This is a genomic window from Kribbella sp. NPDC000426, from assembly GCF_040300265.1.
GTDB lineage: Bacteria > Actinomycetota > Actinomycetes > Propionibacteriales > Kribbellaceae > Kribbella.
Genome location: NZ_JBEPDK010000004.1, coordinates 932348 through 959221, shown reverse-complemented (window position 1 = coordinate 959221; position 26874 = coordinate 932348). Strand labels below are relative to the sequence as shown.

The 26874-nt window shown below is 69.0% G+C and carries 38 protein-coding genes; 16 read left to right on the top strand and 22 right to left on the bottom strand.

Annotated elements, in window-relative coordinates:
• Positions 1-346 precede the first annotated feature (346 nt).
• The 4 genes from ABT313_RS23890 to ABT313_RS23875 all read right to left on the bottom strand — a co-directional run bounded on the left by ABT313_RS23890 (position 347) and on the right by ABT313_RS23875 (position 2944).
• On the bottom strand, positions 347-1261 hold the full coding sequence (locus tag ABT313_RS23890; RefSeq protein ID WP_350857733.1) for a phosphotransferase family protein: 915 nt from the start codon (positions 1259-1261) through the stop codon (positions 347-349).
• A 67-nt stretch (positions 1262-1328) separates the two neighbouring features.
• Positions 1329-2147 (bottom strand): MBL fold metallo-hydrolase, encoded by an 819-nt coding sequence (locus ABT313_RS23885; protein ID WP_350857730.1) that lies wholly within the window; start codon positions 2145-2147, stop codon positions 1329-1331.
• A 90-nt stretch (positions 2148-2237) separates the two neighbouring features.
• Positions 2238-2612, bottom strand: a complete 375-nt coding sequence (locus tag ABT313_RS23880; RefSeq protein ID WP_350857726.1) for a DMT family transporter — start codon at positions 2610-2612, stop codon at positions 2238-2240.
• Positions 2613-2629: 17 nt separating this feature from the next.
• Complete coding sequence (locus tag ABT313_RS23875; RefSeq protein ID WP_350857723.1) at positions 2630-2944, bottom strand: DMT family transporter; 315 nt, start codon at positions 2942-2944, stop codon at positions 2630-2632.
• A gap of 48 nt (positions 2945-2992) precedes the next feature.
• Here ABT313_RS23875 and ABT313_RS23870 point away from each other — a divergent pair, with 48 nt between their 5' ends.
• Positions 2993-3349, top strand: coding sequence for a MerR family transcriptional regulator (locus ABT313_RS23870; RefSeq protein WP_350857720.1), 357 nt, complete (start codon positions 2993-2995; stop codon positions 3347-3349).
• 4 nt (positions 3350-3353) lie between these two features.
• Here ABT313_RS23870 and ABT313_RS23865 read toward each other — a convergent pair whose 3' ends face one another.
• Both ABT313_RS23865 and def (ABT313_RS23860) read right to left on the bottom strand, forming a co-directional pair.
• Positions 3354-3710, bottom strand: a complete 357-nt coding sequence (locus tag ABT313_RS23865; protein WP_350857717.1) for a hypothetical protein — start codon at positions 3708-3710, stop codon at positions 3354-3356.
• An 11-nt stretch (positions 3711-3721) separates the two neighbouring features.
• Entirely contained in the window at positions 3722-4351 is a 630-nt protein-coding gene (gene def / locus ABT313_RS23860; RefSeq protein WP_350857714.1) for a peptide deformylase, read from the bottom strand.
• Between the two features lie 59 nt (positions 4352-4410).
• On the opposite strand from def (ABT313_RS23860), the gene ABT313_RS23855 reads away from it, so the two are divergent.
• Complete coding sequence (locus ABT313_RS23855) at positions 4411-4902, top strand: winged helix-turn-helix transcriptional regulator (protein WP_350857711.1); 492 nt, start codon at positions 4411-4413, stop codon at positions 4900-4902.
• A 66-nt stretch (positions 4903-4968) separates the two neighbouring features.
• Positions 4969-5346, top strand: a complete 378-nt coding sequence (locus ABT313_RS23850; protein ID WP_350857708.1) for a hypothetical protein — start codon at positions 4969-4971, stop codon at positions 5344-5346.
• On the opposite strand, the gene ABT313_RS23845 is transcribed toward ABT313_RS23850, so the two are convergent.
• Positions 5330-6214 carry a GNAT family N-acetyltransferase gene (locus ABT313_RS23845; protein WP_350857706.1) on the bottom strand — a complete coding sequence of 295 codons (885 nt, stop codon included), beginning with the start codon at positions 6212-6214 and terminating at the stop codon, positions 5330-5332. The genes ABT313_RS23850 and ABT313_RS23845 overlap by 17 nt on opposite strands.
• Before the next feature lie 58 nt (positions 6215-6272).
• On the opposite strand from ABT313_RS23845, the gene ABT313_RS23840 reads away from it, so the two are divergent.
• A complete protein-coding gene (locus ABT313_RS23840) occupies positions 6273-6902 on the top strand; it encodes a class I SAM-dependent methyltransferase (RefSeq protein ID WP_350857703.1) in 630 nt (209 codons plus the stop codon).
• A 38-nt stretch (positions 6903-6940) separates the two neighbouring features.
• The gene (locus ABT313_RS23835) at positions 6941-7738 is read left to right on the top strand and encodes a DNA glycosylase AlkZ-like family protein (protein WP_350857700.1); all 798 of its coding nucleotides are present in this window, start codon (positions 6941-6943) and stop codon (positions 7736-7738) included.
• On the opposite strand, the gene ABT313_RS23830 is transcribed toward ABT313_RS23835, so the two are convergent.
• The gene (locus ABT313_RS23830; protein WP_350857697.1) at positions 7727-8614 is read right to left on the bottom strand and encodes a nucleotidyltransferase domain-containing protein; all 888 of its coding nucleotides are present in this window, start codon (positions 8612-8614) and stop codon (positions 7727-7729) included. The two genes, ABT313_RS23835 and ABT313_RS23830, sit on opposite strands and share 12 nt — an antisense overlap.
• Before the next feature lie 62 nt (positions 8615-8676).
• Here ABT313_RS23830 and ABT313_RS23825 point away from each other — a divergent pair, with 62 nt between their 5' ends.
• Positions 8677-9051 carry a YchJ family protein gene (locus tag ABT313_RS23825; RefSeq protein WP_350857694.1) on the top strand — a complete coding sequence of 125 codons (375 nt, stop codon included), beginning with the start codon at positions 8677-8679 and terminating at the stop codon, positions 9049-9051.
• Positions 9048-9473 carry a hypothetical protein gene (locus ABT313_RS23820; RefSeq protein ID WP_350857689.1) on the top strand — a complete coding sequence of 142 codons (426 nt, stop codon included), beginning with the start codon at positions 9048-9050 and terminating at the stop codon, positions 9471-9473. Before ABT313_RS23825 ends, ABT313_RS23820 begins: the two co-directional genes overlap by 4 nt.
• A 16-nt stretch (positions 9474-9489) precedes the next feature.
• Here the strand turns inward: ABT313_RS23820 and ABT313_RS23815 are convergent, their stop codons facing one another.
• Positions 9490-9828: a hypothetical protein gene (locus tag ABT313_RS23815; protein ID WP_350857686.1), complete on the bottom strand. Its 339-nt coding sequence runs from the start codon at positions 9826-9828 to the stop codon at positions 9490-9492.
• Between the two features lie 73 nt (positions 9829-9901).
• Here ABT313_RS23815 and ABT313_RS23810 point away from each other — a divergent pair, with 73 nt between their 5' ends.
• Positions 9902-10321 carry a hypothetical protein gene (locus tag ABT313_RS23810; RefSeq protein ID WP_350857683.1) on the top strand — a complete coding sequence of 140 codons (420 nt, stop codon included), beginning with the start codon at positions 9902-9904 and terminating at the stop codon, positions 10319-10321.
• A gap of 9 nt (positions 10322-10330) precedes the next feature.
• Here ABT313_RS23810 and ABT313_RS23805 read toward each other — a convergent pair whose 3' ends face one another.
• The gene (locus tag ABT313_RS23805; RefSeq protein ID WP_350857680.1) at positions 10331-10780 is read right to left on the bottom strand and encodes a DUF6069 family protein; all 450 of its coding nucleotides are present in this window, start codon (positions 10778-10780) and stop codon (positions 10331-10333) included.
• Positions 10781-10929: 149 nt separating this feature from the next.
• On the opposite strand from ABT313_RS23805, the gene ABT313_RS23800 reads away from it, so the two are divergent.
• Complete coding sequence (locus ABT313_RS23800; RefSeq protein WP_350857677.1) at positions 10930-11463, top strand: DUF7144 family membrane protein; 534 nt, start codon at positions 10930-10932, stop codon at positions 11461-11463.
• 38 nt (positions 11464-11501) lie between these two features.
• Here the strand turns inward: ABT313_RS23800 and ABT313_RS23795 are convergent, their stop codons facing one another.
• Positions 11502-12032, bottom strand: a complete 531-nt coding sequence (locus ABT313_RS23795; RefSeq protein WP_350857673.1) for a YbhB/YbcL family Raf kinase inhibitor-like protein — start codon at positions 12030-12032, stop codon at positions 11502-11504.
• Between the two features lie 144 nt (positions 12033-12176).
• Between ABT313_RS23795 and cobT the strand changes: the two genes are divergently transcribed.
• From cobT to ABT313_RS23770, 5 genes are read left to right on the top strand one after another with little or no spacing between them, the layout of a single operon-like run.
• Positions 12177-13241: a nicotinate-nucleotide--dimethylbenzimidazole phosphoribosyltransferase gene (gene cobT / locus ABT313_RS23790; RefSeq protein WP_350857670.1), complete on the top strand. Its 1065-nt coding sequence runs from the start codon at positions 12177-12179 to the stop codon at positions 13239-13241.
• A complete protein-coding gene (cobA, locus tag ABT313_RS23785; protein WP_350857667.1) occupies positions 13238-14473 on the top strand; it encodes a uroporphyrinogen-III C-methyltransferase in 1236 nt (411 codons plus the stop codon). The genes cobT and cobA overlap by 4 nt, the downstream gene beginning before the upstream one ends.
• On the top strand, positions 14470-15276 hold the full coding sequence (locus ABT313_RS23780; RefSeq protein ID WP_350857665.1) for a TrmH family RNA methyltransferase: 807 nt from the start codon (positions 14470-14472) through the stop codon (positions 15274-15276). The genes cobA and ABT313_RS23780 overlap by 4 nt, the downstream gene beginning before the upstream one ends.
• 9 nt (positions 15277-15285) lie before the next feature.
• Entirely contained in the window at positions 15286-15813 is a 528-nt protein-coding gene (locus tag ABT313_RS23775; protein ID WP_350857663.1) for a GNAT family N-acetyltransferase, read from the top strand.
• Positions 15792-16340: a P-loop nucleotide/nucleoside kinase family protein gene (locus ABT313_RS23770; RefSeq protein ID WP_350857660.1), complete on the top strand. Its 549-nt coding sequence runs from the start codon at positions 15792-15794 to the stop codon at positions 16338-16340. The genes ABT313_RS23775 and ABT313_RS23770 overlap by 22 nt, the downstream gene beginning before the upstream one ends.
• Before the next feature lies 1 nt (position 16341).
• On the opposite strand, the gene def (ABT313_RS23765) is transcribed toward ABT313_RS23770, so the two are convergent.
• Both def (ABT313_RS23765) and ABT313_RS23760 read right to left on the bottom strand, forming a co-directional pair.
• Positions 16342-16947: a peptide deformylase gene (gene def / locus ABT313_RS23765; RefSeq protein WP_350857657.1), complete on the bottom strand. Its 606-nt coding sequence runs from the start codon at positions 16945-16947 to the stop codon at positions 16342-16344.
• An 86-nt stretch (positions 16948-17033) separates the two neighbouring features.
• On the bottom strand, positions 17034-17849 hold the full coding sequence (locus ABT313_RS23760; protein ID WP_350857655.1) for an LLM class F420-dependent oxidoreductase: 816 nt from the start codon (positions 17847-17849) through the stop codon (positions 17034-17036).
• Between the two features lie 67 nt (positions 17850-17916).
• Between ABT313_RS23760 and ABT313_RS23755 the strand changes: the two genes are divergently transcribed.
• Positions 17917-19392: an AAA family ATPase gene (locus ABT313_RS23755; RefSeq protein ID WP_350857652.1), complete on the top strand. Its 1476-nt coding sequence runs from the start codon at positions 17917-17919 to the stop codon at positions 19390-19392.
• Here the strand turns inward: ABT313_RS23755 and ABT313_RS23750 are convergent.
• From ABT313_RS23750 to ABT313_RS23740, 3 genes are read right to left on the bottom strand one after another with little or no spacing between them, the layout of a single operon-like run.
• Positions 19382-19789: an SRPBCC family protein gene (locus ABT313_RS23750; RefSeq protein WP_350857649.1), complete on the bottom strand. Its 408-nt coding sequence runs from the start codon at positions 19787-19789 to the stop codon at positions 19382-19384. The genes ABT313_RS23755 and ABT313_RS23750 overlap by 11 nt on opposite strands.
• 51 nt (positions 19790-19840) lie before the next feature.
• Positions 19841-20179 carry a winged helix-turn-helix transcriptional regulator gene (locus ABT313_RS23745; RefSeq protein WP_350857647.1) on the bottom strand — a complete coding sequence of 113 codons (339 nt, stop codon included), beginning with the start codon at positions 20177-20179 and terminating at the stop codon, positions 19841-19843.
• 46 nt (positions 20180-20225) lie between these two features.
• Positions 20226-20660, bottom strand: coding sequence for a VOC family protein (locus ABT313_RS23740; RefSeq protein WP_350857644.1), 435 nt, complete (start codon positions 20658-20660; stop codon positions 20226-20228).
• Between the two features lie 52 nt (positions 20661-20712).
• Between ABT313_RS23740 and ABT313_RS23735 the strand changes: the two genes are divergently transcribed.
• On the top strand, positions 20713-21330 hold the full coding sequence (locus tag ABT313_RS23735) for an NADPH-dependent F420 reductase (RefSeq protein WP_350857642.1): 618 nt from the start codon (positions 20713-20715) through the stop codon (positions 21328-21330).
• Here ABT313_RS23735 and ABT313_RS23730 read toward each other — a convergent pair.
• The 6 genes from ABT313_RS23730 to zwf all read right to left on the bottom strand — a co-directional run bounded on the left by ABT313_RS23730 (position 21289) and on the right by zwf (position 26860).
• On the bottom strand, positions 21289-21840 hold the full coding sequence (locus ABT313_RS23730; RefSeq protein WP_350857639.1) for a hypothetical protein: 552 nt from the start codon (positions 21838-21840) through the stop codon (positions 21289-21291). The genes ABT313_RS23735 and ABT313_RS23730 overlap by 42 nt on opposite strands.
• On the bottom strand, positions 21830-22645 hold the full coding sequence (locus ABT313_RS23725) for an isocitrate lyase/PEP mutase family protein (RefSeq protein ID WP_350857636.1): 816 nt from the start codon (positions 22643-22645) through the stop codon (positions 21830-21832). The genes ABT313_RS23730 and ABT313_RS23725 overlap by 11 nt, the downstream gene beginning before the upstream one ends.
• A 40-nt stretch (positions 22646-22685) precedes the next feature.
• Positions 22686-23387 (bottom strand): hypothetical protein, encoded by a 702-nt coding sequence (locus ABT313_RS23720; protein ID WP_350857634.1) that lies wholly within the window; start codon positions 23385-23387, stop codon positions 22686-22688.
• A 61-nt stretch (positions 23388-23448) separates the two neighbouring features.
• Positions 23449-24168 (bottom strand): 6-phosphogluconolactonase, encoded by a 720-nt coding sequence (gene pgl / locus ABT313_RS23715; protein ID WP_350857631.1) that lies wholly within the window; start codon positions 24166-24168, stop codon positions 23449-23451.
• Entirely contained in the window at positions 24165-25304 is a 1140-nt protein-coding gene (locus ABT313_RS23710) for a glucose-6-phosphate dehydrogenase assembly protein OpcA (protein WP_350857628.1), read from the bottom strand. The genes pgl and ABT313_RS23710 overlap by 4 nt, the downstream gene beginning before the upstream one ends.
• Positions 25301-26860, bottom strand: a complete 1560-nt coding sequence (gene zwf / locus ABT313_RS23705; protein WP_350857626.1) for a glucose-6-phosphate dehydrogenase — start codon at positions 26858-26860, stop codon at positions 25301-25303. The genes ABT313_RS23710 and zwf overlap by 4 nt, the downstream gene beginning before the upstream one ends.
• Positions 26861-26874: the final 14 nt, after the last annotated feature.

Below are 26874 nucleotides of genomic sequence, written 5' to 3'. Positions count from 1 at the left end.
GGCCAACGCTTCGGGGCGGCTGTTGTATTTTCCGCCTCCGGCCGGGGAGCGTGTTTGTCCACTTGGCAACCGCCCCGCGATGCGCGGGGACCGGTGGCAAGGTGAGACGCGCGATGGTCTGACCGTCGCACAATGATGGACGGCTCAAGGCCGAAACTCGTACGACAGTGCGATACGTGTCCGATCGCCGTGACGGCGAATGAGCGCATTCGGCTTCATCGGGCCCTATCAAACGAAGAGCAGGCTTGGGGTGTCCGCGCGGTGTCAGTCGCCTGAGTTGATGTTGCAGTTCTTGCTGAAGCTGAGCCGGCGGCCGTTCGTGATGCGGGCGTGTGGGCGGGGGCGGTTAGCGAAGTGCGGTTAGTTCGTCGAGGGTGTGGTGGGCGTGGTTGATCACGTCTGGGATGGCATCGTGGTCGCCGTGGCGGATGGGCCATTCGAGTTGGACGAGGATTTGGGTTGCGGTGAGTACTGCTGCCGCTTCCCAGCCGACCAGGTCGAGGATTCTTGTTGACAGGCGGGTTCGGGCGCCGTCCAGTGGGGCTTGGAAGATGTGCCAGTGGAGGGTGGTGAGATCGGTGGCTCGGGTGCCGCTGCCTGCGTTTCCGATGTCGATGACCGCCACGACCGATCCGTCGCGGACCAGGACGTTGTCGGGTTTGAAGTCGGCGTGGACCATGTCGGGTGGTGCTGGTGGTGGGGAGCCGTCGGCACACATTTGTCGCAGGCGGTCGACCAAGGCTGATACCGCGGAGGAGTACCCGGAAAGCTCGGCGACGGCCCTCGACAGACTCGGTGCCAGGTCTCGCCCGAAGTCCTGACCGGTCGCGAGACGCCAGGCGTAGGACCAGTGGTCGTAGGGTTCGGAGGCTTGGTCGGCCTGGAGTTCGTTGATCTCTATCAGCTGCTCGACGAGGGAGAGGGTCAGCTCTGGTGCAGGATCTGCGTCAACGAACTCGATCAGGTGCCAGACATGAGTGGCCGTGGCACCGACCCCGAGCCAGGCCGGGGTGGGATAGCCGCGCCCGCGCATGCGCTCGACGATTCTCTGGGCTCGCAACGACTCGTCCAGTTGGTTGGCGCGTACCCTCGGCCATGCTTTGAGCACGGCATTTGCTCCTCCGGCCAAGTCAACGCGGATGGCACCCACATCGAAGCCTCCGGGTAGGCGACCGAGCAGACTGACCTCCGCCCCGACTGCGTCGGCCACGTCGGCCAGGAGATCGGGCGGCAGTCGATCCTCGGACGCGTGGGCAACCATGCCTGCATCCTGGCACCCTTGTACGCCCCACCGCAGGCCATTTCCCCACCAGGCAACTGAGGGCCGGTCAGCTGAGTGGTGGTGCGAGGTACTCCAAGGCGTAGGCGTCGCCGGCTCGGGTCACGCGGGCGATGCCGGGGGAGTCGAGGTGGGCGCCGGCGACGAAGTGGTTCGGCTGGGTTAGTTGTTCGAGGAGGGTTGCTCGTGCGGCGCGGGCCTCGGGCTGGTCGCCGTCGAACTCCCAGGACACGTTCGGCTGGTCGAATTGGAGGGTGGGGACGTGGACGGTGTCGCCCCAGACGAGAAGGTGGCTGGCGCCGCTCCTGACGTTGTACACGGTGTGGCCGGGGGTGTGGCCCGGTGCCGGGATCGCGGTCATCCAGTCGTTGATCGCGACCTCGTCCGACACGGGTACGACGCGATCGCGCAGCGGCTCGAGCCGTCCCGTGAACACCGAGGTGTCGCCGGCGCCGATCCACACTCGCTCGAGCTTGGCGAATGCCTCCGAACCGTCCGGCGCGATCAGGCCGCCCACGTGGTCCACGTGTCTGTGGGTGATGGCCACATCGATGATCTGCGCGCGGTCGACTCCCGCTTCGTCGAGCGCGTCGTAGATCAGTCCCATGGTGCGTTCGGGCCAGGCGTTCGAGGCGCCGGTGTCGATGAGAATCGACCGCGCGCCGTCGGTGACGAAGAAGGCATTCACCGACAGCCGTAGGTTGTCGCCGACCAGAGGTACGACGGCCGGCAGCGCCTCGAGCGGGCGCCCGTCCTCGTCGCGCAGCCGGGTCGGCGGCATGTCGATGTACCCGTCCCGCAACGAGATCACCTGCAGATCGCCGAACTCGAACGCGACATGATGCCGGCCACTCGACCTCAAACGCATGGAACCTCCGAATACAGCACTGATGGAATTGGGGCCCGAGAGCCGCGCCGGCGTCGCTGTGCCGAGTATCCGTATCCCCCGCGGCGACCGTCAAACGGCCGTCCTTCGCCGGTAGCTGTTGGCGCACCTAAGAACGGGTAGTGGGCGGTCGGCGAGCTTGAGCCAGATGATGCCGGTGATGATGACGGCGAGCCAGGTGCTCTTCGCCGCGGTGAGGGTTTCGTCGAAGAAGACTGGTCCGAGTACGGCGGCTCCGACGGCGCCGAGGCCGGCCCAGACGGCGTACCCGGTGCTGACGTCGATGGTGCGGAGGGCGCGGCTGAGTGCCCAGAGGGTGAGCAGGAAGAACGCGACGGCCACGGCGGACCAGGTGCGGTTCGTGAAGCCGTGGCTGCCGCCGACCGACAAGGCGTAGCCGATCTCGAAGACGCCGGCCATCAGCAGCGTGAGCCAAGCAGTGCGCATGGGAGTACTCCTCGGTGTCAGGTGGTGAGTTGGAGGCCGACGACGCCGCCGATGACCAGGGCGATGCCGATCGCCTTGCGCCAGGTGAGTCGTTGGCCGAACAGCAGGGCGCTCAACAGCGTGATGCCGACGCCCGCGAGCGAGGTCCAGAGGGCGTAGCCGACGCCGACGTCGAAGGTGAGGAGGGCGCGGCTGAGGAAGTAGGTGCCCAGGGCACCTGTGATGAGGGTGGCGGCGGTCCAGGCACGGTGGGTGAAGCCTTGGGCCTTGCCGGCGGAGACGGCTACGGCGATTTCGAACACGACGGCGATTGCCAAGTAGAACCAATGCATGAGGTTAGGGTCAGACTTCACACTGGTGTGAAGTGCAAGACTGGATCCATGCGTATCGGGGAGCTAGCGGAGGCCGCCGGAGTCAGCACGCGTTCTCTCCGGTACTACGAAGAGCAGGGCCTGATCCGCTCGGACCGGACCGCAGGCGGCTGGCGAGAGTTCGACGAGCCGATGGTCGAGCGCGTCGTGATGATCCAGCACCTGCTCGCAGCCGGTCTGGGCAGCGCAACCATCGGCGAACTCCTGCCCTGCCTGGAAGCCCCACCGTCCGAGCGCACCGGGGTGCTAGAGGTCCTACTAGCAGAAGGCGTAGAGCGCCTGCAGGCCAAGCGCCGCGAAATAGACCGCGAACTAGAAGTCCTCCAAGCCCTCCGCCAAGACGTCAGCATCCCAACACCCCGCTAAAGAGTCAGCGGCAAGCCCAGAAGAGCCTGTGACCGCCAGAGCCTTCGGGGACGAAGGCCTCCGTGTGAACAGTTAGACCGGCCTCGGCGAGCCAGTTGCGGTACGTCGCGGCGTCAGCGTGGCTCCACCACATGGGCGCTCCGCCGCCGAGCCAGTTCTCGTCGGTACCGGTCCATGCACCGTCGCCGGTTGTGCACAGAAACCATCCGCCCGGGCGCAACCAGCGGGCGATAGTGGGGTCGAGGCGGGCCAGGAGGTCGCCGATCCAGGTGCGGTACTTCGAGTCTGCGCCGGTCGCCTCGTCGTAGCGGGTTGAGAGTACGTCGTACCCGCGGCGTACTACCTGCTTCGGATCGTCCATGGCCACGGACGTTAGCCGAGTTCGGTGAGTTGTTCTTTGCGGTTTTGGCGGTGGCGGAGGACGTCGGTGCGGGTGGCGGTGGAGTGGTTGAGGGCTTGGGCGAGGGCGGTCGGGGAGAGGTGGTCGACGTAGATAGTGCCGGCGAGGTGTTGGGTTTCGTGGATCAGGCAGCGGGCCAGGTAGCCGGTGGCGTCGACGGTGAATGGGGTGCCGTTCATGTCGGAGGCGTGGAGGGTGGCTCGGGTGGGGCGGGGGAGTGGGGCGTTGGCGCCGGGGAGGGAGAGGCAGCCTTCGGTGCCGGGTTGGGTGCCGAAGAGGGCGGTCATGGTTTCGATGCGCGGGTTGAACGCGTGACCGACGTGTCGGTCGCCGTACTCGTCGGTGAGGTCGTAGACGAACAGCGCCGCGTCGACGTCGACCTGGTTCGCGGCGAGGCCGCAGCCCTCGGCGATCCACATCGTGGTGAACATGTCGTCGATCAGCGCACCCCAGCGCGCCGCGCCGAACTCGGTCACCGGCCGGGACGGGCGGTGCAGGATCTCTTCGCCGTACTCCGTGATCCGCCGGGGCGTGCCGCGCCGTACCTCGTCGGTCAGCTCGGGCAGGCGGCGCGCGAGGCGGCCTTGGATGTACGTCGGCATGCAAAGATCGTAATCTGCAAAGTCGAAGCTTTGCAAAGCGAAACGCTAGGATGCCGACCATGCCCGACCACCGCAGTACGCCGAACCGGCGCGACGTCGTCCGCGCCCACCCGCTGCGCGAGTCACTCCTAGAGCTGATCGACCGGGACGGTACGACGACGTCGACCATCGCCGCGCGGGAGCTGGGGGAGAGCACCGGTTCGTGCTCGTTCCACCTGCGGCGGCTCGAGGCGCTCGGCGTGATCGAGGCGGTGCCGGGTGCGGTCGGGCGGGTGAAGCCCTGGCGGCGGCTGCGGGTCGACCAGGCGACGCTCAACCGCGAGCTCGAGGACACGGCGTACGCGAGCTGGCTGGCCGCGAAGGAGTCCGACGACGAGGACTTCGCGTTCAGCGAGGTAGTCACGCTGGCCGACGGCGAGCTCGCCGAGCTCCGGGCCCGCCTGCATCGGGTACTCCGCGACTTCGTCGGCTCCGAGCCGAGATCGGACGCCGCAACGCCGACCGCGGTGATCATCCGCGCCTTCCCGCTCGGCGAACGCCAACAGGATTAGCGGGAACCGACCGGCGACGCCGAGCGTCAGGGCAGTGGACGGCACCCTGTCGACTACGGAGTTCTCATGACCTACGGCCCGCCGGAGCGCAACGCCAACCCGCAGCAAGGAGGTGCTCCGCAGCACCTCTGGCCCGACTACGCGCAGACGCCCGGCGAGCCGGCCTGGCAGCCCCAGGCGCCGGCTCAGCCGAAGGGTACGGCGACGCTGGGCGTGCTCGCCTTCGTCCTCGGGCTCGCGGGCCTCGTGGCGCCGTTCCTGCCCATCGACATGACGGGCTACCGCCAGTACGCCGCCTTCCCGCTCGCGCTGCCGGGGGTCGGCCTCGCGATCGCCGGGCTGATCGGCGCCCGGCGCGGGAAGCCGGTGGCCGTGGTCGGCGCGGTGTTGTGCGTGCTGGCGCTCGGGGTGGGCTGGATCATGGTGCTCAACTACCAGCGCTGACCGGACCCGAAATCGTCAGCCGGTGCCCCTCCGGCAACACCAGCGTGAACGTACGCCGGTACCACGGCATGTCCTCCGGCGCGGTCGACTCGACGAGGCCGGCCGAGCGTACGGCGTCGTACAGAGGATCGACCAGTACGCCGACCTCGACCATGATCGCTGCGGGGGAGACGGGGCCGGTGGCGCGTCGTACCTCCAGGCCGCTCTGACCGTTCCATTCGGTGAAGCCGAGGTGCACGACGTCCTTGAGCTCGAAGCGGATCTGCAGTCCGAGCACGTCGCACAACAGCCGGGCGGTGCCGGCTACGTCGCGGACCTCCAGCACCGGCATGATCGCGAACGTGGTCGGATCCGTCGGCTTCGCGGCGCGCCCCATCACGACGGACTGCGCGATCTCGCCGCCGTCCAGGGTCCGCGGCAGGCGGCCGACCAGGTCGAGGCCCGCATGCCGGGCGACGGCGATCGAGCGGACGTTGCGTGAGTCGATCCAGGCCTCGACGCCGGCGATCGACGGCTGCTCGAGCAGATGATCGACGACCGCACGCGCCGCCTCGCTCATCAGCCCGGCGCCCCAGCGATCGCGCTGCAGGTACCAGCCCAGCCCGCGGATCGGGCTGCCCTGATCCGAGAAGACGGCAATGATGCCGACGGCGGTCTGCTCGGGCCGAACCCGCAGTACCCACGTCCAGCCGCCGTTGTCGCTGAACTCCCGCTCCAACCGCTCGCGCGACTCGCTCTCGGACGTCGTCGGCGTCATGTAGCCGCCGCGTGCCCACTCCGGATCCGAGAACATCGCGTGCAGGGCCGGCAGATCGCGCCCCATCTCGAACTCGGCCAGATCGAGCCGCGCGGTCTCGAGCATCTGCATCGATCCTTCACTTGGGGTAAGGATGGGTAGACACCTCTCAGCCACGAAGGGTACGACGATGTCCGAGCGCACGCGGCAACCGACGAGTCATGAGCGGATGGCAGGGCGTCCGTGGGATGCGTCGTACCAGGACGGTCCGGCGCCGTGGGAGTTCGGCGGGCCGCAGCCTGCGGTGGTGCAGTTGGTGTCCTCCGGTGCGTTCAGTGGAGTGGTGCTTGATGCGGGGTGTGGGAGTGGCGACAACGCGTTGCTGATCGCTTCGAGCGGCGTGCCGGTGGTCGGGTTCGATGTCGCGGAGACCGCGTTGGCGCGGGCCCGGGAGAAGGCTCGTGAGCTTGGCGTGGACGCGGAGTTCGTGACCGCGGACGCGCTGCAGCTCGGCGATCTCGCGCGTACCTTCGACACGATTCTCGACTCCGGTCTCTTCCACACCTTCGACGCTGACGAGCGTGCGCGGTACGTCGTGAGTCTGGCCTCGGTCGCCGCATCGGGTGCGACTCTGTATGTGCTGTGTTTCAGCGACGAGAAGCCCGACGACGTGCCGCATCCGATCTCGCAAATCGATTTGCAGACGGCGTTCGCGGCGGATTCCGGCTGGACGATCGTCAGCGTCGAACCGCGCCGGATCGAGACGCGGATGCACGAGAACGGCGCGCCGGGCTGGCTGGCGACGGTCCGTCGTAACTAGGCCATGTGGTGACGTCTTTTTGCCGTACGGTCCGATCCATGATCACGCGGGAGCAGGCCGTCGCCTACCGATTGCAGGTCAACCACCTTGTCGATCGGCTCCCGGCGGGATCGCACGAGGAGGCGGCGTACGTCGGGCTGCAGGACACCGCGCCGCGGGATGCGTTGCTCGGGATGCACGCCCGGATGGCCGGGTGCGCGCCGTCGGACTGGGAGCATGCGTCGTTGATCCAGACGTACAGTCCGCGGGCGGCGGTATATGTGCTCCCGGTGCGGGACTTCGGCGTGTTCACGCTGGGGCGGCTGCCGCTCGATGCGGACGCCGTACGGCGGATCGACGTACTCGCGGAGCGGCTGTGTGCGGCGCTGGACGGGGGCGAGCGGCGTGGCGGGATGGGCAGCGAGTTGCGCGAGGCATGTGCGAGTGGGCGGATCGCGCTGCGGTGGGACACGACGTCGCTGTGGGTGCGGGAGGTGCTGCGGCCGTTGATCGACGTCGGCGAGGCCCGGGTGGAGTTGTGCCGGCGGCATGTTCGTTGCTTCGGGCCCACAACGCCGAAGGCGTTCTCGTGGTGGTCGGGGTTGTCGCCTGCGGACGCTCGTGCGGTCTGGGATTCGCTCGTGGACGAGCTGGTCGAGGTGGATTTCGAGGGTGTCGCCGCATGGGTTCTTCGGTCGGACGAGGATCGGTTGGGCCGGGTCGTCGGCGCCTGGGGCCGCAAGGGCGGCCGGGTCGATGTGGTGTTGTCCGAGCCGCTCAGCGGGCCGCAGTACGAGGCTCTGGAGGCGGAGGTCGCGAGTATGCCGGTGCGGGATCCGCAGGTTTCAGTGGGGTGAGTCGAGAGGTTTGCGGTCGGCGCGGAAGGTGGTGCGCAGGGCGTTGATATCGACCTCGGGGAGGTGGTGTTCCACCAGGTCGAAGGTTTCCTCGATGAGGTCCCGCAGGACTACTGCGCCGTCGGGCTCGGTGAAGACTGCGCGGAGGCGGGCGGCGAGGGCCTGCGGCGCCAGGCTCAGGTCGCGTTCGATGGTGTCGAGGCGTTTGAACGAGAGCGGGTGGCTGCTGCAGTACTGGCCGTTGAGGGCGTGCAGGACGATCAGCAACTGACCTGTGATGCGGACGAGTTCGCGGGCCAGCAGGAACGGGTTGTCGCGCTCGACCAGCATCTGCAGGCGCCAGAACTTCTCGATGTTCCCGTTGTGCTGTACGACGGCGATCGCGAGCTCTCGCGGGTACGCCGCCGCGCGTTCCTTCCACCGGTCGACGAGCTCGGCCCGCGGACCCATCGGATCGCGGCCGTCGAGCATGCCCTTCATCAGAACCATCGCCGCATCGTCGGGGCGGCCGGCTGTCAGTACCGCGTCCAGCGCGCGCTCGACGTCGCTGGTGAGCATGTGCGCGACCTCGATCATCAACCCGTCGGGATGGGCCGCACCCAGATACAGGTGGTCGTACCAGGGCGGCGGCGCATCGACGTCCGACACGATGCGAGCGTCCGCCGCCCGTGCCAGCTGGGCCGCGGCCAGGCGGTCCCGCTCCGAGGGCGGCCGCTGCCAGAACACGCCGACCTCGACATCCGACCACTCGTCGGCATCACCGCGGGCGCTCGATCCGCTCATCATCACCGCGTCCACGCCGTCGGCCGCCGCAAACGCCGCGAGAACCGGGCGCACGGCCTCGCGCCGCCATCGGGCCGCCTCCGTCACCGCCATCACGGCAGTAGATCACGGCACTAGATCACGCAGCCGGGTGACCGATCGGCGACAATCACTCCATGCCAGCCCTCTGTCCCTGCGGTCAGGACCTGCCGTACGCCGCCTGCTGCGGCCCGCTCCACCGCGGCCAGGCGACCGCCTCGACCGCGGAGCAGTTGATGCGCTCCCGGTACACCGCCTTCGTGATGCACGATGCGCCGTACCTCCAGCAAACGTGGTCGCTCACGACCCGCCCGGCAAGCATCGACTTCCCACCCGGTCGTGAGTGGACCGGCCTGGAGATCATCGGCACCACCGGCGGCAGCCCCTTCCACTCCGAAGGCACAGTCGAGTTCCGCGCCCACTACACCACCGCCGGAACCCCCGGCATCCAACACGAAAACAGCACCTTCACCCGCGAAGCCGGCCACTGGGTCTACGTCACCGCCCTATGACCGACCCGGAGATCCGCAGATGGGGCACGCACCGCGTAACCCTCATCCTGCTCCGCCTCCTCGTGCTGGCCGCGCTGATCGCCACCGCGATCGCGCCCATGCTCTGGCCGACGATCCCTGGAGCCTTGCTGTTCCTGGGCGCGGCGATGCGGTACGAACTCCGCCTCACCGACGACGAACTGATCTTCGTCCACGCGATCGGCTCCACCCGGATCCCACGCACGGAGATCGCTTACGCCAAGTTCGACTACAAACCGTTCGGCATCTACCTGGACATCCACCGCCGCAACGGCCAGATCGACCACCTCCCCTTCGTCCCAAAAGCAACCTCAACCGAACTCTCCGGCGACCCGCCGCCCCCAGACAGCGCGGCCTACCAAATAACCCGCTGGGCCGAGGCTGTGGATCCGCCCACCAACTGAGGCGATCCAGTACTGCCTAGCGATGCACGATGCGCAGTACATGTAACAGACCTGCCCGGTGGCTACTTGCCGGCGCAGCCTCACCGGTCAGGCGAAGCGTCGGGTGTACGTCGAGGTTCCACTGGTCAATAATTGCCTGGGTCGGCGCTGGGGGCGGTGCCGCGAGGGGGAACATCATGGGGATCAGCCACGGGTGGTTCGGCGCAAGGGCTTTGGTGGCAGTCGGGCTGCTGATTAGCTGTGCCGGGTGCGTCATCAACGCACCGTCGGCTTCACCGGACAAGGTGGCGCCGTCATCGGGTGCTTCGCAAGTGCCGGCGCCCAGCGCGAGCCGGACACCGCCGCCGAGAGACACCCCAACCAGCTCCGCGCCGGCGCGTCGTGCCCTGACCGGTCCTGGGACCTACAGGTTCTCTTACCAGGGCGCGGTGGGCACGATCCAGGTGCCCGCGAACATCAAGGACCCGCGACTGGAGCGGTACGGCGACTACCGGCGGCTCGCCAATGCGCGGCCAATCACTTATCTGATCGCGCAGGTAGACAATCAGTCGGACGACACCATCAACATGTACGAGGTCGTCGTCGTCACCAACGACGGACAGCAGATCGAGGCCACTTCGATCAGCAACTACGTCGACACCTGGCGGGACGCGTTCTCCGGTGAAGGCGGCGATGCCAGGAACTACAACCGGGGGATCGAGTTGTCGAACTCCAGCAACTTCTATCTGCTTCCGGGTGCGAAAGGGACCGCGTTTCTCGGTACCAAGGAGCCGATCAAGACCGTCAAACGAGTCTTCGTCTACCCAGCCGGCGCCTTTGATCGCGTCGAGGCCAGAAGGATCCAGTAGGGCTGACGGCTAGTTGAGGCCTCTGGCTGCGGAGTGGCCGGCGCTGGATAGGAGGGTGCCGATTGCTGTGCCGACGGCGAGGTTGATGACTGCGGTGGCGATCTTGGAGTTGGTGTTGCCGCCGGCGACGAAGGGGGCGGCCGCTGCGGCGACGGTGGCCAGGCCGATGATCCAGCCGAAGAACTCGAACGGGCGCGGGGTCGAGGCCAGCAGCAGGTGGAGCAGGCCGGTGGCGATGAGCGCTGCCAGCGCGCAGAACAGCGCGTACGTCATCGTGTCGGCGTCGCCCCAGGTACCTTCGCCTTCCGGCGCGAGCACCGGTACGTCGAACACTCCGCGGGCGAGCAGGATGCCGACGACCGCGATCAGCGCCGCGACGACCGCCGTTGCCGCGCCGGCGGCCCAGAGTCGTCCGGCAGCGATCGGTGGCGCACCGCCTTGGGTGGGTTGAGGCGTCATTCCCCGAGCCTGATCGGCAATGGCCGCGAATTCATCACCCCATCCGGTTGAGTCGGCGCCGGGGCGCCCTGGAGGCGGCGCGCGGTGGGCGGGGGCTCTCATCCGGATGGGGTGAGGTGCCCGGGCCGCCGGCGCGCCACCATCCAGAGGTGATCCGTCGCCGGATCGGTGGCGGTCCGCCGCACGAGAGGAGACAGCAGGATGGCTGCGAACAAGGCCGGGCGGCGATGATCGGCGTCGTCGTGTTCGCCGGTGCGGTGATGATGATCACCGGTCTGGTGAACGTCTTCGAGGGGTTCATCGCGCTGTTCTCGGACGAGCGCCTGGTGATCACCCGGGAGAATCTGATCATCGTCGACGTGACCGCCTGGGGATGGATCATCCTGATCTTCGGCCTGGTCCTGATCGGCGTCGGCGCCTGTCTGCTGATGGCACAGACCTGGGCCAGGATCGCCGCGATCGTGCTCGTCTGCCTGCACGCTGTCACGCAGGTCGCCTGGCTCGGCGCCTATCCGGTCTGGGGGTTGCTGATGATCGCGCTGGACATCCTGGTGCTGTTCGCGCTCACCGCCCGGTGGAGCGGCGTACGCGACGAGCTCAGCGTCTCGAGCGGAACCGAGTGGAGCGGTCAGGACGAGGCCGATCTCACCGCCGCCGAGCGACGGCGGCCACCGCTCAGCTGATGCCGGGAGCCGCCTCGGCCGAGACGGCTCCCGCAACCTCACTCCGCGATCTGGTACGTCGGGGTGATGATCGCGCGCGCCAGCGTATGGAACGCCAGGTTGAACCCGACCACGGCCGCTGAGGCGTCCGAGTCGACGTCCAGCGCCTCCACGTCGATGGCGTGGACGACGAAGTAGTACCGGTGGACCTGGTCACCCGCGGGCGGGGCCGCGCCGCCGAAGTTCTTGGTGCTGAAGTCGTTGCGGACGTGGAAGGCGCCGTTGTCGAGCCGCTCGGCGGTCCCGGCGCCGGCCGGGAGCTCCGTGACCGTGGCCGGGAGGTTCACCAGGATCCAGTGCCAGAAGCCGGAGACGACCGGCGCGTCGGGGTCGTAGCAGGTGACGACGAAGCCCTTGGTCTCCGCGGGGAACCCGGACCAGCTGAGCTGCGGCGACCTGTTCCCGCCGGCGAACGCGTGGTCGTCGGACAGCTGCTCGCCGTCGGTGACATCGGTGCTGGTGACGGTGAACGAACCCGCCTTCGGGAGCAGTTCGTAGGGGTCCGGGGCGACGGGACGATCGAGCGACATCTGTGATCCTCCGGGATCTGGAAGGCGTCTGCGACGTGTGGTGATTCCGACATTACTGTCCACATGCCGCCGACCCACCCCGGGGCACCAGATCGGAGATGCGAAGATCGAGCCGGTACGGACCGGGAGCGGATGGAGGACTCGATGGACGGCGTGGCGGACGGCGTGGTGGACGGGTACGTGGCGCGGATCGCTCCGGCGGACCCGGCGGCGATGCAGGCGGCCGAGGCGCGGCACGCGCAGCTGACGAAGCCGGCCGGGTCGCTCGGCGTACTCGAAGAGCTGTCCGTGCGGGTGGCCGGGATGACCGGGACCTGCCCGCCGCAGGTGCCACAGCCCGCGGTGGTGACGGTGTTCGCGGCGGATCACGGCGTACACGCGCAGAACGTCTCCCCGTGGCCGCAGGAAGTGACCGCCGCGATGCTGGCGAACTTCGCCGCCGGTGGTGCCGCGGTGAACGCGTTCGCGGCCAACAACCGGGTCGATGTACGGGTTGTGGACGTGGGCGTGGCGACACCGGTGGAGCAGCTGGACATCGTCCACGCGAAGGTCCGCCCGGGGACCCGCGACCTGTCCCAGACCGACGCGCTCACCGAGGACGAGGCGCGTGCGGCGATCGCGGTCGGGTTCGAGCTGGCGGACAAGCTGGTCCAGGACGGGTACCGCTGCCTGCTGACCGGCGATATGGGCATCGCCAACACGACCGCCTCGGCCGCGCTGATCGCGACCTTCACCGGGGCGACCGCCGACGCAGTCACCGGCCGCGGGACCGGGATCGACGACGCCGCGCTCGCGCACAAGACAGCCGTCGTACGGGACGCTCTCGCGCTGCACGACGTACCGGCAACCGACCCGCTCAAGGCGCTCCAGGCGTACGGCGGTCTCGAGCACGCCGCACTGGCCGGCTACATCCTCGGCGCGGCGGCCAACCGTACGCCGGTGATCCTCGACGGCGTGATCGCCGGGGCGGCCGCGCTCGTCGCGCAGGCGTTCCAGCCGGCCGTCGTCGACTACTGCGTCGCCGGGCACCGCTCGGCCGAGCCCGGTCATGCGGTCGCGCTGAAGAAGCTCGGCCTGCAGCCGCTCGTCGACCTCGACCTGCGGCTCGGTGAGGGGACCGGCGCGGTGCTCGCGTACCCGATCCTGACCTGCGCGGTACGGGCGCTCGCCGAGATGGCCACGTTCGAGGACGCGGGGATCGGTCAGTGACACATCAGTACCTGTCCGGGCTCGTCCTCGACGGGCGGCGCGTGGTCGTGGTCGGCGGTGGCGGCGTCGCCCAGCGGCGGTTGCCGCGGCTGCTGGAGTCGGGCGCGCGGATCGACCTGATCTCGCCGTCGATCACGCCCACGATCGAGGGTCTGCTCGGCAACCCGTCGTTGAGCTGGATCGAGCGCGGGTTCCGGGACGGCGATCTGGACGGCGCCTGGTACGTCGTGGTGGCGACGGACGATGCCTCGGTCAACGACCGGGTCTCGGCCGAGGCGGAGGAGCGGCGGATCTTCTGCGTACGCTCCGACGACCGTTCGCGGGCGACCGCGTGGACGCCGGCGTCGGGGCAGCACGACAACGTGACGGTCGGCGTCCTCGGCGGGGGCGATCACCGGAAGTCGGCGGCCGTCCGGGACGCGATCCTGGAAGGGCTGCGGACCGGTGAGCTGGCCGCGCGGGACGTGGAGCGGCGACCGGGGGTGTACCTCGTCGGTGGAGGACCGGGCGATCCGGATCTGATCACCGTGCGCGGGCGGCGGTTGCTGGCCGAGGCGGATGTGGTGGTGGCGGACCGGTTGGCGCCGCAGCCGTTGCTGGACGAGCTGCACCCGGACGTCGAGCTGTTCGACGCGGCGAAGTTGCCGCGCGGGCGGGCGGCGCAGCAGGAGGAGATCAACCGGATCCTGGTGGAGCACGGGCGGGCCGGGAAGGTCGTTGTACGGCTCAAGGGCGGGGATCCGTACGTGTTCGGGCGCGGGTTCGAGGAGGCGCTGGCGTGCGCCGGGGCCGGGGTGCCGTGGACGGTGGTGCCCGGGATCACCAGCTCGATCTCGGTGCCGGCTGTGTCGGGGATCCCGGTGACGCATCGCGGGGTGACGCATGAGTTCACGGTGGTGTCGGGGCATATTCCGCCGTCGCACCCGGACTCGCTGGTCAACTGGGACGCGCTGGCGCAGCTGCACGGGACGCTGGTGCTGCTGATGGCGGTCGAGAACCTCCCGGCGATCGCCGAGCGGTTGATCTCGGCCGGCCGGCCCGCGGACACGCCCGCGGCGGCGATTGCCGACGGCACCCTTCCCGGCCAGCGGATGGTGACGTCGGATCTGGCGGGGATCGCCGACGTGATGAAGGCCGACGGCGTCGGCGCACCCGCCATCGTTGTCGTAGGCAACGTGGTCGAGGTTGCTGCGCTGGCGCGCGCTACGGCCGGCGAAGAGCGCGAGGCATGACCCTGATCCCGGTTGAGGACCCGGGGGACCCGCGGCTGGCGGACTATGTGCAGTTGCGGGAGGTCAGTCTGCGGCGGTTGCTCGAAGAAGAGCACGGGTTGTTTATTGCCGAGGGCGACAAAGTGATCCGGCGGGCCGCGGAGAGCGGGTACGAGCCGCGGTCGTTCCTGCTCGCCCCGCGGTGGCTGGACTCCTTGCAGGACGTGCTCGACAAGTGGCCGGACAAGCCCGTGTACGTGGTGTCGGAGGAGCTGGCCGAGCAGGTCACCGGGTTCCACGTGCACCGCGGCGCGCTCGCGTCGTACAAACGCCGCGCCGCCGTACCGCTCACGGACCTGTTGACCGACGACGTCCGACGGATCGCGATCTTCGACGATATCGTTGACCACACCAACGTCGGAGCAGGCTTCCGGGCCGCGGCCGCGCTGGGGGTCGGCCTCGTGCTGGTGACGCCGACGTGCGCCGATCCGCTGTACCGGCGTTCGATCAAGGTCTCGATGGGCACCGTCTTCCAGGTCCCGTGGACGCGTCTCGACAGCTGGCCCGGCGACCTCCGGCTGCTCCAGGACAACGGGTACGTCGCTGCCGCGATGGCGCTCGCGGACGACTCGATCACGCTCGACGAACTCGCCGCCCGCAACGACGACAGGCTCGCGCTGATCTTCGGCACCGAAGGCCACGGCCTCAAACCGCACGTGCTCGAACAGGCAGACCTGACCGTGCGCATCCCGATGGCCGGCGGCGTCGACTCCCTCAACGTGGCATCCTCGGCAGCAGTAGCGTTCTACGCCACTCGCCCCTGAGGAGACGCCATGCGTACGACGGAACGCCTGGTACTGCGTCCGTTCCGCGACGAGGACCTGGAACCGTGGGCTGCCTTGAACGCGGACCCGCACGTCACCGAGTTCCTCGGCGGCCCGGTGAGCCGGGAGCAGTCCGACCGGGACGCGGCCGGGATCAACGAGGTCTACGCCGCTCACGGGTACGGGTTCCTTGCTGTCGAGCGACGCGAGGACGGGGCGTTCCTCGGCGCTGCCGGGCTGAGCCGTGAGCAGTGGTACCCCGACGATCTCGAGATCGGCTGGCGGCTCGCCCGCGAGTACTGGGGCCACGGCTACGCCACCGAGGCCGCGGCCTCCTGGATCGACCACGGGTTCACGACGCTCGGTCTGCCGCGCGTTATTGCGGTGACCGATACCCCGAACGTCCGTAGCATCGCGGTCATGCGCCGGCTCGGGATGAGCTTCGACCACGAGGCGGTGCTGGCCGAGGACGGCGTACCGTTCGACGCCACGATCTACGCGCTGACGGCGGAGGCATGGAGAGCAAACCGAGGGTAGTTCTGGTCACCGGAATGCAGGCGGCCGGCAAGTCCACGATCGCACCGTTGCTCGCGGCAAGGATGGGCCCGCCCGCGGCGACTCTCGACGGCGACGTGTTCTACCGCGGCGTCGTCGCCGGCGCGGAGATCATGACCCCGGAGCCGTCCCCGGAGGCACTCCGCCAGCTCGAACTGCGGTACGACGCGAGCGCGCTGGTGGCGCAGCACTACGCGGACGCCGGATTCGACTTCGTCTGCAGCGACATCGTGCTGGGTGAGCACGTCGAGCGCTGGTTCTCGCGGCTCCGCGGCGTCGACCCGTACCTCATCGTACTCGTGCCGTCGGTCGAATCGATCGTGGAGCGGGAGATCGGGCGTGGCGGCAACAACGCGTACCGGGACTGGGGAGGGTCGGTCGAGGAGGGCGTCCGTGCGCTGATGACGAGCCTCGACGAGACTCCACGCCGGGGCCTGTGGCTCGACACCACCGGCCAGACCCCGGCCGAGACGGTCGACGAGATCGACCTGGACAAGGCCCGCTGGTAGCTCAGGTGGCGGGGGTGTCCTCGTGCTCGTCCTCGTGCTCGATCATGGGGGACACCGGCCAGTCGGAGGGGTAGTCCGGGGCGAACTCCTCGGCCTCGGCGAACAGGCGCTTCTTGTACTTGCGGGACAGCCGGTCGCCGAACACCATGCCCTGGGTGTGGTCGGTCTCGTGCTGCAGGCAGCGGGCCAGCAGGCCGTCGCCCTCGTAGCTGACCGGCTCGCCGTGCTCGTCGACGCCGGTGACCTTCGCGAAGTCGGGCCGGGCGCACTTGGTGAACGCGCCGGGCAGCGACAGGCAGCCCTCGTCGCCCTCGTCCAGGTTGCGGTCCTTGCCCTCCGGCACCTCGACCGTCGGGTTGCAGACGATGCCCTGAACCCGGTTGCCCTCCTTGTCGGGGCAGTCGAAGACGAAGACCTGCAGGTCGACACCGACCTGGTTCGCGGCCAGGCCGACGCCCTCGGCCGCGTTCATCGTCGCGACCATGTCGGCGATCAGCGTCTGCAGCTCGTCGCCGAAGTCGGTGACAGGCTTGTTGACCCGGTGCATGACGTCCTCACCCCAGCGGGTGATGGGCCGCACCGAACCGTTCCCAGGCAACGTAGACATGCCGGAAATCCTAACGTGCCTCGACCTTGAGCACCCACCAACCATTTCGCGGCGACGCCGGTGGTTGGTGGGTGCTCAAAGAGGGCTTACTTGGCGTTGACCTCGTCGCGCCAGGTGACCCACTCGCGGAGCAGGCCGAGGTCGTAGTCCGGACCGGACGACGAGACCGTGAACAGGCGGGTGCCGACGTCCAGCAGGCCCTTGCCGATGTCCTCCGGCGCCTTGTCGCCGACGGCGGCCGAGCGCTCGATCTCGCCCGGGTCGCGGCCCAGCGTCTTGCAGTGCTCGTCCAGTACGGCGTGCTTGTGCGCGAGCGTCTCCGCGTCACCGAACCCGTGCCAGATGTTCGCGTGCTTGGCGACGAGCTTCAGTGTCTTCTTCTCGCCGCCGCCGCCGATCAGCACCGGGATGTCGCGGGTCGGCTGCGGGTTGAGCTTGGTCCAGCGCTGCTCGATCCGCGGCAGCGCCTCGCCGAGGGCGTCCAGCCGGCCGCCCGCCGTACCGAACTCGTAGCCGTACTCGTCGTAGTCCTTCTCGAACCAGCCGGAGCCGATGCCGAAGATCAGCCGGCCGTCGCTGATGTGGTCGACCGTGCGGGCCATATCGGCGAGCAGGTCGGGGTTGCGGTAGGAGTTGCAGGTGACCAGGGCGCCGATCTCGACGCGCTCGGTCGCCTCGGCCCAGGCGGCCAGCATGGTCCAGCACTCGAAGTGCAGGCCCTCGGGCTCACCGCTGAGCGGGTAGAAGTGGTCCCAGTTGAACACCACGTCGACGCCGATCTCTTCGGCCGCGGCGACGGTACGCCGGATGTCGGCGTACTGGGCGTGCTGGGGCTGGACCTGCAGACCGATCCGTACCGGGAAGGCGCCGTACGGACGGTCGGTGGACTCGGAAGCTGTCATGGTGAAGATCCTAGCCGCCGTTGCGGAGGACCCTCCGGATAGGTCCGGAACGAGGAGGTACGACGCTGTGACTGATGACGGGGTAGCGGTCGACGAATTCGCGCGGCTGTTCACGCGATTCCTGGAGCGGATGCAGGTGAGCGGGCAGCGGAGCAGCCGGGAGAGCCTACGGGACCGGCTCCGGGAGCATCTCGGCGTCGACCCCGAGCAGGTGCCGGTGGTGTCGTCGAGCTTCCCGCCGTACGACCTGCCGAACGTGCAGCGGGCGATCGAGGCCTGGTTCGACACGTTCGAGGTGATCGGGCTGGCCGGGTCGAACCGCGGTCATCACTCGCTCGGCGAGCTGCTGGAGCTGGCGGAGTACGACCGGTTCGGGATCGGGGCGGTCGACTACCAGCGGCTGCAGATCGACGTCGACGAGGAGATGGACTGCGTCGCGTTCGGGTTCTACCTCGGGGTGCGGGGCGAGGACCGGTACGTCGCGTTGCTGCGGGCCGCGAATCCGCAGTACGGGCGGTCGAGCGTGGATCTGGAGATCCTGGCGGTGGAGAAGGCGGCCGGCGACCGGTTCCTCGGGGCGTTGCCGGAGCTGATCCGGGAGCACAACGTGTTCCGCGGGAAGGTGGTGTCGTTCGAGGGGCACGAGTTCGGGCAGGGTGTCGGGCCGTTCCGGCTGCATCCGCGGCCGGGGATCACGCGTGCGGACGTCGTCCTGCCGGAGGGTGTGCTCGAGCGGATCGAGCGGGAGGTCGTCGGGATCGCCGCGCATCGCGAGACGCTGCTCGCCGCGGGGCAGCACCTGCGACGAGGCGTCCTGCTCTACGGCCCGCCCGGCACCGGGAAGACCCATACCATACGGTATGTCCTGTCGCAGTTGCCGGAGTTCACGGTCGTGCTGCTGGCGGGGACGAGCATCCATTTCATCTCGCAGGCATGCGCGTTGGCGCGGATGCTGCAGCCGGCCCTCGTCGTACTCGAGGACTGTGATCTGGTGGCCGAGGCGCGGGACTACTCGCACGGTTCCGAGAATCCGCTGCTGTTCCAGGTGCTCAACGAGATGGACGGGCTGGCGCAGGACGCGGATGTCGCGTTCCTGCTGACCACGAACCGGGCGGATCTGCTCGAGCCGGCGCTGATGCAGCGGCCGGGGCGGGTGGACATGGCGGTCGAGGTGCCGCTGCCGGATGCCGACGGTCGCGCGCGGCTACTGCGTTTGTACGGGCCTGGGCTGGAGCTTCCGGCCGAGCTGGTCGACGAGATCGTCGAGCAGACGGCCGGTACGACGGCGTCGTTCATGAAGGAGCTGGTACGCCGGACCGTGCTGCTCGCTGCGGAAGCGGGGGAGGCGCCGGGAGCGGATCACCTCCGGGCCGCGGTCGCTGAGCTGCTGTCCTCCCGCGACACGCTCACCCGCCGCCTACTCGGCGCAACAGGTGGCGAGCCGGACGTCGGACCGGGGCAGCCGCCGGGACCAGGAGCTGGCAGCGGGTTCGTCGCCCGACCAGGCCCGATGCCCGGGGTCTACAAGGGGTTTATCGGCTGAAGTACGTCGCGAGGTGGCCGAGCATCGTGGCGACGCCGGGCTTGATCGGGACCTGCTGCTCGTCGGTGAGGCCGACGCTGCGGTAGTCGAGCTGCGTCTTCCCGTCAGGCAGTCCTGACAACTCGACGGTGATCTCCTCGGCGGGGTCGTCGAAGTACAGGACCAGATGGTGCGGGAGGTCGAGCTCGCCGTACCGGAGCGTGAACGGGACCTCGACATCCCCCTCGCCGACGAAGACGGCCGAGATCAGGCCGCCCGGCCGGACGTCGAGCGTGACGCGGTCCGACGGCGTGGTGAAGCCTTCGGCCAGGAACCAGGCCGCGAACGGCTCGGCCTCGGTGAACGCGTGGACGACCTCGGCGGGCGGTGCGTCGACGACCTGCTGCAGCGTGAACATTTGTGGCTCCTCGGTGGTTGGGGTGACACCGGAAACCATGCCTGCAGGCGCTTACGGTTTGTTTTCGGTCGGGAGCTGGTCGGCGTAAACGTCGGCCCAGTCGCCCAGCGCGCGGATCGGAACCAGCAGGTCCTTGCCCGCGGTCGTCAGCGAGTACTCGACCCGCGGCGGTGCCTCGGCGTACCGGCGGCGTTCGACCAGGCCGTTGTGCTCGAGGCGGCGCAGCGTCTCGGTGAGCACCTTCTGGCTGATGCCGCCGATCTGCCGGCGGAGGTCACCGGGACGGGCGGCACCGTAGGAGAGCGAGTACAGCACTACCATCGGCCAGCGGCCGCTGATCAGGTCGGCGGCGACCCGCGCCCGACAGTCGGAGAAGAATCTCGGCTCCATCGGTCCATTGTGCGTCGGGCGTTGCATACCAAACGGTATGTAACGGTCAGTCGAGACAGAACTCGTTGCCCTCGACGTCCTGCATGTTCTGGCACGACTCGTTGATGCCGTCGTACCGCAGCAGCTGCCCACGCGTCGCGCCGAGCGCTTCCAGCCGCACACATTCGGCCTCGAGGACCGCCAGCCGCTCCTCCCGCACGAGCCCGGTGCCGACCCGGACGTCGAGGTGCACGCGGTTCTTCACGACCTTGCCCTCGGGCACCCGCTGGAAGAACAACCGCGGGCCGACGCCTGTGGGGTCGACGCACGCGAACGCGGCTCCCTGATTCTCCGGCGGTAGCGACTGGTCGAACTCGGTCCAGCTGGCGAAACCCTTGGGCGGCGGCGGTACGACGTACCCGAGCACCTCGCACCAGAAGCGAGCGACGCGCTCCGGATCCGCGCAATCGAAGGTGACCTGGAACTGTTTGACGGCTGCCATCGGGCCAGCATAGACACCGGATGGTGCGCATCGAACTGTTTATCGTCGGCCCATGAGAATAGGAACACTGGGCAACGGACTGATGGCCGAAGCGCTCGCCGGGCAGTGGGTGAAGGCCGGCCACGACGTGATAATCGGCGGCCGCGATCCGCAGCGGGCCGCGGCGGTGGCCAAGCGAGTCGGCGGTACGGCGGGATCGCCGACCGAGGCAGCGTCGTACGGCGAGGTGGTGCTGCTCGCGGTACCGGCCGAGGTGGCGGTGGAGGTGGCGAGACTCGTGCCGCCGGGCCGGACGCTGATCGATTGCACGAATGCCTTGGATCACAGGGATTTCACGTTGGCGCAGCCGGCGACAGCCGAGGCGATCAATCGCGCGGTCCCGGGAGTGCAGGTGGTGAAGGCGTTCAACCTGGCCGCGGAAACAGTCTGGCAGAACCCGCCGACCGGGCTGGGCGTGCCGATCTGCGGTGACGGCCCACTCGACCTGGTCGCGGAGCTGGTGCGGGATCTCGGCTGCGTGCCGGTCGCCGCGGGCGGACTGGTCCGCGCGAAGTTGCTGGAGGCAACTGCTGCGTTGGCGATCGGGATCTGGGTCGGCGGGGGAGACGTGCGCGGGATGTTCCCGCCGCTAGCCGAGGCGTTCGGGTCGGTCCCGCCGGGCCAGTCGTAGGCTCCAGGCGGGAAAGAGCAGGTACGTCCCGGCCCAGCTGACCCCGGCAACGAACGTCCACACCGGTGCGTTGTCCATGTCGTCGATACCCATGAAGATCCCCGGTACGCCGAGGAGCCCGAGCAGCATCACCACACCGGCAACCATCCCTGTCGGCCGCACCCGGCGGCTGATCCCTACCAACCAGACCCCGATCAGCCCGAACCCGGCGGCCGACCACAAGCCGGCCAGATAGAACCCGGTGATGCCGCTGACGACGAGCACGGTCCCGGCAACAGTCAGCGCCGCGCCGACGGCGGCAATCCCGAGCAGCACGCGATCAGATCGCGTCGGCGCGGGGGCCGGGCGCCTCAGAAGTCCCGCGAGGGCGAGGCTGAGGAGCCCGAGCAGGGCGTTGCCGACGTCGTTGCTGGTCCCGAAGGGTTCGCCGGCCGCGTAGAAGATGATCAGGCAGGCACAGGTGATGAAGCCCACGATGCCGTGGGCGGTCGCAACCGACCTAGTGCTCACCCTTGGATGATCGCGCAAAAAGCAGGTTCAGGTCAGCCTGTGGGATCTGGTCGGCGGCGAACGTGATCGTGCCCTTGGTCGCCAGCTCCTCCGCGCTGCGGCGGACGAACCCGAGGGCGGCCCGGGCGATACTGCCGCCGAGACTGATCCGGGTCACGCCGACGCCTTGCAGATCGGCGACAGTGAGCGTCGACGTACCGAGGCCGATCACCACGTTGACCGGACCGTCGATCTCCTGCACCAGCAGGCGGATCGCGTCCAGGTCGTTCACCCCTGGCACGTACAGGCAGTCCGCGCCGGCGGCACGGAAGCGGTTGGCGCGGTCGATCGAGTCCGCCAGTGAGGTCGGCGTCCGCAGCAACTGCCCGTCCGTCCGCGCAGTCAGCACGAACTCGGACCCGGCAGCCTCGCGCGCCGCCACGATCCGCTCGACGGCCAGCTCGACGTCGTACAGCTCGCGCCCGTCGTAGTCCTCGATGTTCCCGCCTGCCAGCCCGGCGTCGCGGGCCAGCGTGATCGTCTCCGCGACCCGCGACGGCTCAGCGCCGTACCCGTCCTCGAGGTCGCCGTTCACCGGTACGACGCTCGCCGCCGCGATCTCCCGGACCCGCTCGAACATCGCCTCCCGCGATACCGCCGGCGCTCCGTCCGGCAGCGTGTGATCGCCCTTCGCCATCGAGAACGCGATCCCCGCGCTCGTGGTCGCGATCGCCGGGAACCCGGCCGCCGCCAGGATCACCGCGCTCCCGGCGTCCCACGCGTTCGGCATCACGAACGGAGCGGCATGCATCTCGCGAAACGTCATGCGCCGAGTCTGTCACCCCGGCGCTTCGGCGCTCGCCTAACTATGAGCCGAGCCGCCCGACCATCCGCGCGACCGCCGCCCGCGCCTTCGGGCCGTTGACGAGATCGGGATCGCCCTCGGTGCCCTTCGTGTTCCAGTACAGGTAGAACGACGGCCGCGATCCCGCCGGCAGTTGGTCGAGGTACTCCGTCTCGCGGTCGATCTCGTTCGCGCGGGCCTGATCGCTCTTGGTGCCCTTGAACCCGCGCTCGGTCAGTCCCCACTTCGTGGCCGCTCCCGGCGTCTTCTGCACGAGCTCGCGGTACCAGCGCTGGTGTCCCTTGTGCTCGCTGATGATGGCGGTCGCCGGCTGCGTGCCGCCGGAGTACGTGTCGGCGCCGTAGAAGTCGGCCTGCACCCGCCACGGCGCGGGGTCCTTGGTCCGCGGTTGGTTGTTCCACTGGTACGTCATCGCGGAGTACCCGACCTTCACCTGCGGGTTCGCGGCCTTCATCACGTCCCGGACATGCTCGAACGCCTTCGCGAATGTCGGTCCGTCCATGTCGTTCTCGGGCTCGTGGTACCAGATGAAATACGTGTCAGGCTGATCCGCCAGCCACCGTGCGAGCTCACGGAAGCGTGCGTCGTACGCCCCGGAGGCGGTCGGCCCGGGCGCGGTCTTGATGCTGACGAACGGGATCGTGGCAACAAAAACGGTGGTGGCGAGCACGACGCTCACCACCACCGCGATGGTCTTCTTCATGGCCGCTAGCTCCTGGTCGGTCGCCGTGCAGCCCCCCTCGTCGACCAACCATAGGGGCGAGCTAGGTCAGCTTCGACGCAGCTGCCTCGTCCAGGAGCCAGAGCGTGCGGTTCTGGCCCTTCGGCTGGGCGGCCGGGACGTCACCTTCGGCGAGGGCGGTCGCGACCGCGTCGGCCTTGTCCTCGCCGGACACCACGAACCAGACCTCGCGCGCCCGGTCGAGGAACGGCACGGTCAGCGAGATCCGGGTCGGCGGCGGCTTGGGGGAGTCGTGCACCGCGACCGCCGCGACGTCCACGACCGTGAGCTGCGGATACCCCGGGAACAGCGACGCCACATGCCCGTCGGGCCCGACGCCCAGCATCAGTACGTCGAACGTCGGCGAGCCGGCTGCCTCGAGCTCGGCGGCGTACGCCGCTGCCGCAGCCTCGGCGCCCTGACCGTTGTCGGCCGGCATCGGATGCACCCGCGCCGGGTCGACGTCGAGTGCGGACAGCAGAGCCTCCCGCGCCTGCGTCTCGTTGCGCTCCGGGTCGCCGTCGGGCAGGAACCGCTCGTCGCCCCACCAGAACTCGACCCGCTGCCAGTCGACCTCGACGCGCGCCGGCGAACCCGCCACCGCGCGGTAGACGATAGCGGCCACCCGGCCGCCGGTGAGGACGACCTGCGCGACTCCGCCCTCGCTCTGGGCGTCGGTGATCGCTGTGATCAACCGGTCGGCCACCGAGAACGCCAGGTCGTCGGCGTCGGAGTGGATCAGCAGTTCAGGATCGATGGTCATCGCTTCGCCACCCGCTTGCTCCCGGCAACCTTCTTGGCCGCACTCTTCCTGGCAACAGTCTTCTTCGCAGCGGACTTCTTCGCAGCCGCTTTCTTGACCACCGTCTTCTTGGCACCGGTCTTCTTAGCGGCAGGCTCCGGCTGCGCCGCGACGACCTTCTTGCCCGCCGCGCTCACGCTCGCCGCCGTCGACTTCCGCGCCGCCGCGTCGACCTTCTTCTCGGCCGCCGGCATCTGGTCCCGCTCGACCATGCACGCCAGCGTCTTCGCGTACACGTCGTCCGGATCGAGCCGCCGCAGCTCCTCGCTCAGCAGCTCGGACGTCGTACGCCGCTTCAACGCGACCGGCCGATCCGGCTGCCCCGGCACGCTGAACGTCGCGACCGCGCCGTCCGGCCGCGTCAACGCGATCGGCCCCGACGGCGTGAACAGCCGTACTGCGGTCACGCCCGGCCCGCGCGAATTCCGCTGCTCCACCGGCACCTTGAGCCGCGACTGCAACCACGCAGCCATCAGGTCGGCGCTCGGGTTCCCCTTGGCGGCCGCGACCTCGGCCCCGGTCACCTTCGTCGGGTACTGATCCAGCGCCGCGGCCATCAGCGCACGCCACGGCGTCAACCGCGTCCACGCGAAGTCGGTGTCGCCGGGCTTGTAACCCTCCGCTCGCGCGCTGAAGTCGATCGAAGCCCGCCGCGTCGAAGCCGCATCCGTTACGCGACGCCGACCGAGCCGGCCGAGAGGGTCCTCCGCGGGCACGCGAGGCCCGCCACCCGGCCACCAGACGATGACGGGGGAGTCGGGCAGCAGCAGCGGCGTGATGACGGACTCCGGCACCTTCGCCAGCTCACCGTGCAACCGAAGCAGCACGGCCTCGCCGGGGATCCCTTCGCCGACGCGCACTTCCGCGTCCAGCCCGGGCGCGCCACGGCCGGGCCGCAGGATCGCGACCAGGACCCGTGACGGGTGTTCGCGACCGGCCTCGTTCGCTGCCTTCATCGCGTCGTGGTGGGACGCCTCGTCGACGACGACCACGATCGTGCCGACCATGCCCATCGCCGGTGAGCCCGCGTGCCGGCGCGCCTTCAACAGCGCGGAGGCGATCTCGCTGGACGTCGTGTCGGTCAGGTCGATGATCATGGCCGCCTCCAGGACCGTCCGTCGCGGGCCAGCATCTCGTGCGCCGAGTCCGGGCCCCAGTCGCCGGAGGCGTACTGCTCCGGCTTGCCGTGCCTGGCCCAGTAGTCGAGCACAGGATCGAGGATCTTCCAGCCCAGCTCCACCTCCGTGTGCTGCGGGAACAGCGGCGGATCACCGAGCAGTACGTCGAGGATCAGCCGCTCGTACGCCTCCGGGGACGACTCGGTGAACGAACCGCCGTACTGGAAGTCCATGTTGACGTCGCGGATCTCCATCGTCGTCCCGGGCACCTTGGCGCCGAAGCGGATCGTGATGCCCTCGTCCGGCTGGATCCGCAGGACCAGTGCGTTCTGGCCCAGCTCCTCGGTCTCGGTCTTGGTGAACGGCAGGTGCGGCGCGCGCTTGAACATCACCGCGACCTCGGTCACCCGGCGCCCGAGCCGCTTGCCGGTCCGCAGGTAGAACGGCACGCCGGCCCAGCGGCGGGTGTCGACGTCGACGCGCAGAGCCGCGAACGTCTCGGTCGCCGACGACGCCGGGATGCCGTCCTCCTGGAGGTATCCCTTGACCTTCGTGCCGCCGGCCCAGCCGGCGGCGTACTGACCGCGGGCGCTGTGCAGGTCCAGCCGCTCCGGCAGCTGCACGGCGTTCAGCACCTTCTTCTTCTCCTGGCGCAACGACCAGGCGTCGAAGCTGACCGGCTCCTCCATCGCGACCAGCGCGAGCAGTTGGAGCAGGTGGTTCTGGATCACGTCGCGGGCGGCGCCGATGCCGTCGTAGTACCCGGCGCGGCCGCCGATGCCGATGTCCTCGGCCATCGTGATCTGCACGTGGTCGACGTAGTTGCTGTTCCAGATCGGCTCGAACATCTCGTTGGCGAACCGCAGCGCCAGGATGTTCTGGACCGTCTCCTTGCCCAGGTAGTGGTCGATCCGGAAGACCGCCTCGGGCGGAAAGACGGACTCGACCACGCGGTTCAGCTCGCGGGCGCTCTGCAGGTCGTGGCCGAACGGCTTCTCGATCACGACCCGCCGCCACGAGCCGGGCTTCTCGTCGGTCAGCCCGTGCTCGGACAGCTGCCGCACGACCTCCGGGAACAGGCCCGGCGGGATCGACAGGTAGAACGCATGGTTGCCGCCCGTACCGCGGGTGATGTCCAGCTCGTCGACCGTCTCGCGCAGCCGCTCGAACGCCACGTCGTCGGTCAGGTCACCCGGCACGAACCGGAAGCCCTCGGACAGCTGCTGCCAGACCTCCTCGCGGAACGGCGTCCGCGCGTGCTCCTTCACCGAGTCGTGCACGATCTGGGCGAAGTCCTGGTTGGTGTAGTCGCGGCGCGCGAACCCGACCAGGGCGAAACCCGGGGGCAGCAGCCCCCGGTTCGCCAGGTCGTAGACCGCCGGCATCAGCTTCTTGCGGGCCAGGTCGCCGGTGACGCCGAAGATCACCAGGCTGCACGGCCCCGCGATCCGCGGCAGCCGCCGGTCCTGCGGGTCCCGCAGCGGGTTCCGGTGCGGCGTGGTGTCGCCCGGCGCTTCGTCGAGCTCAGCGGTCATTGCCCGCTTCCTCC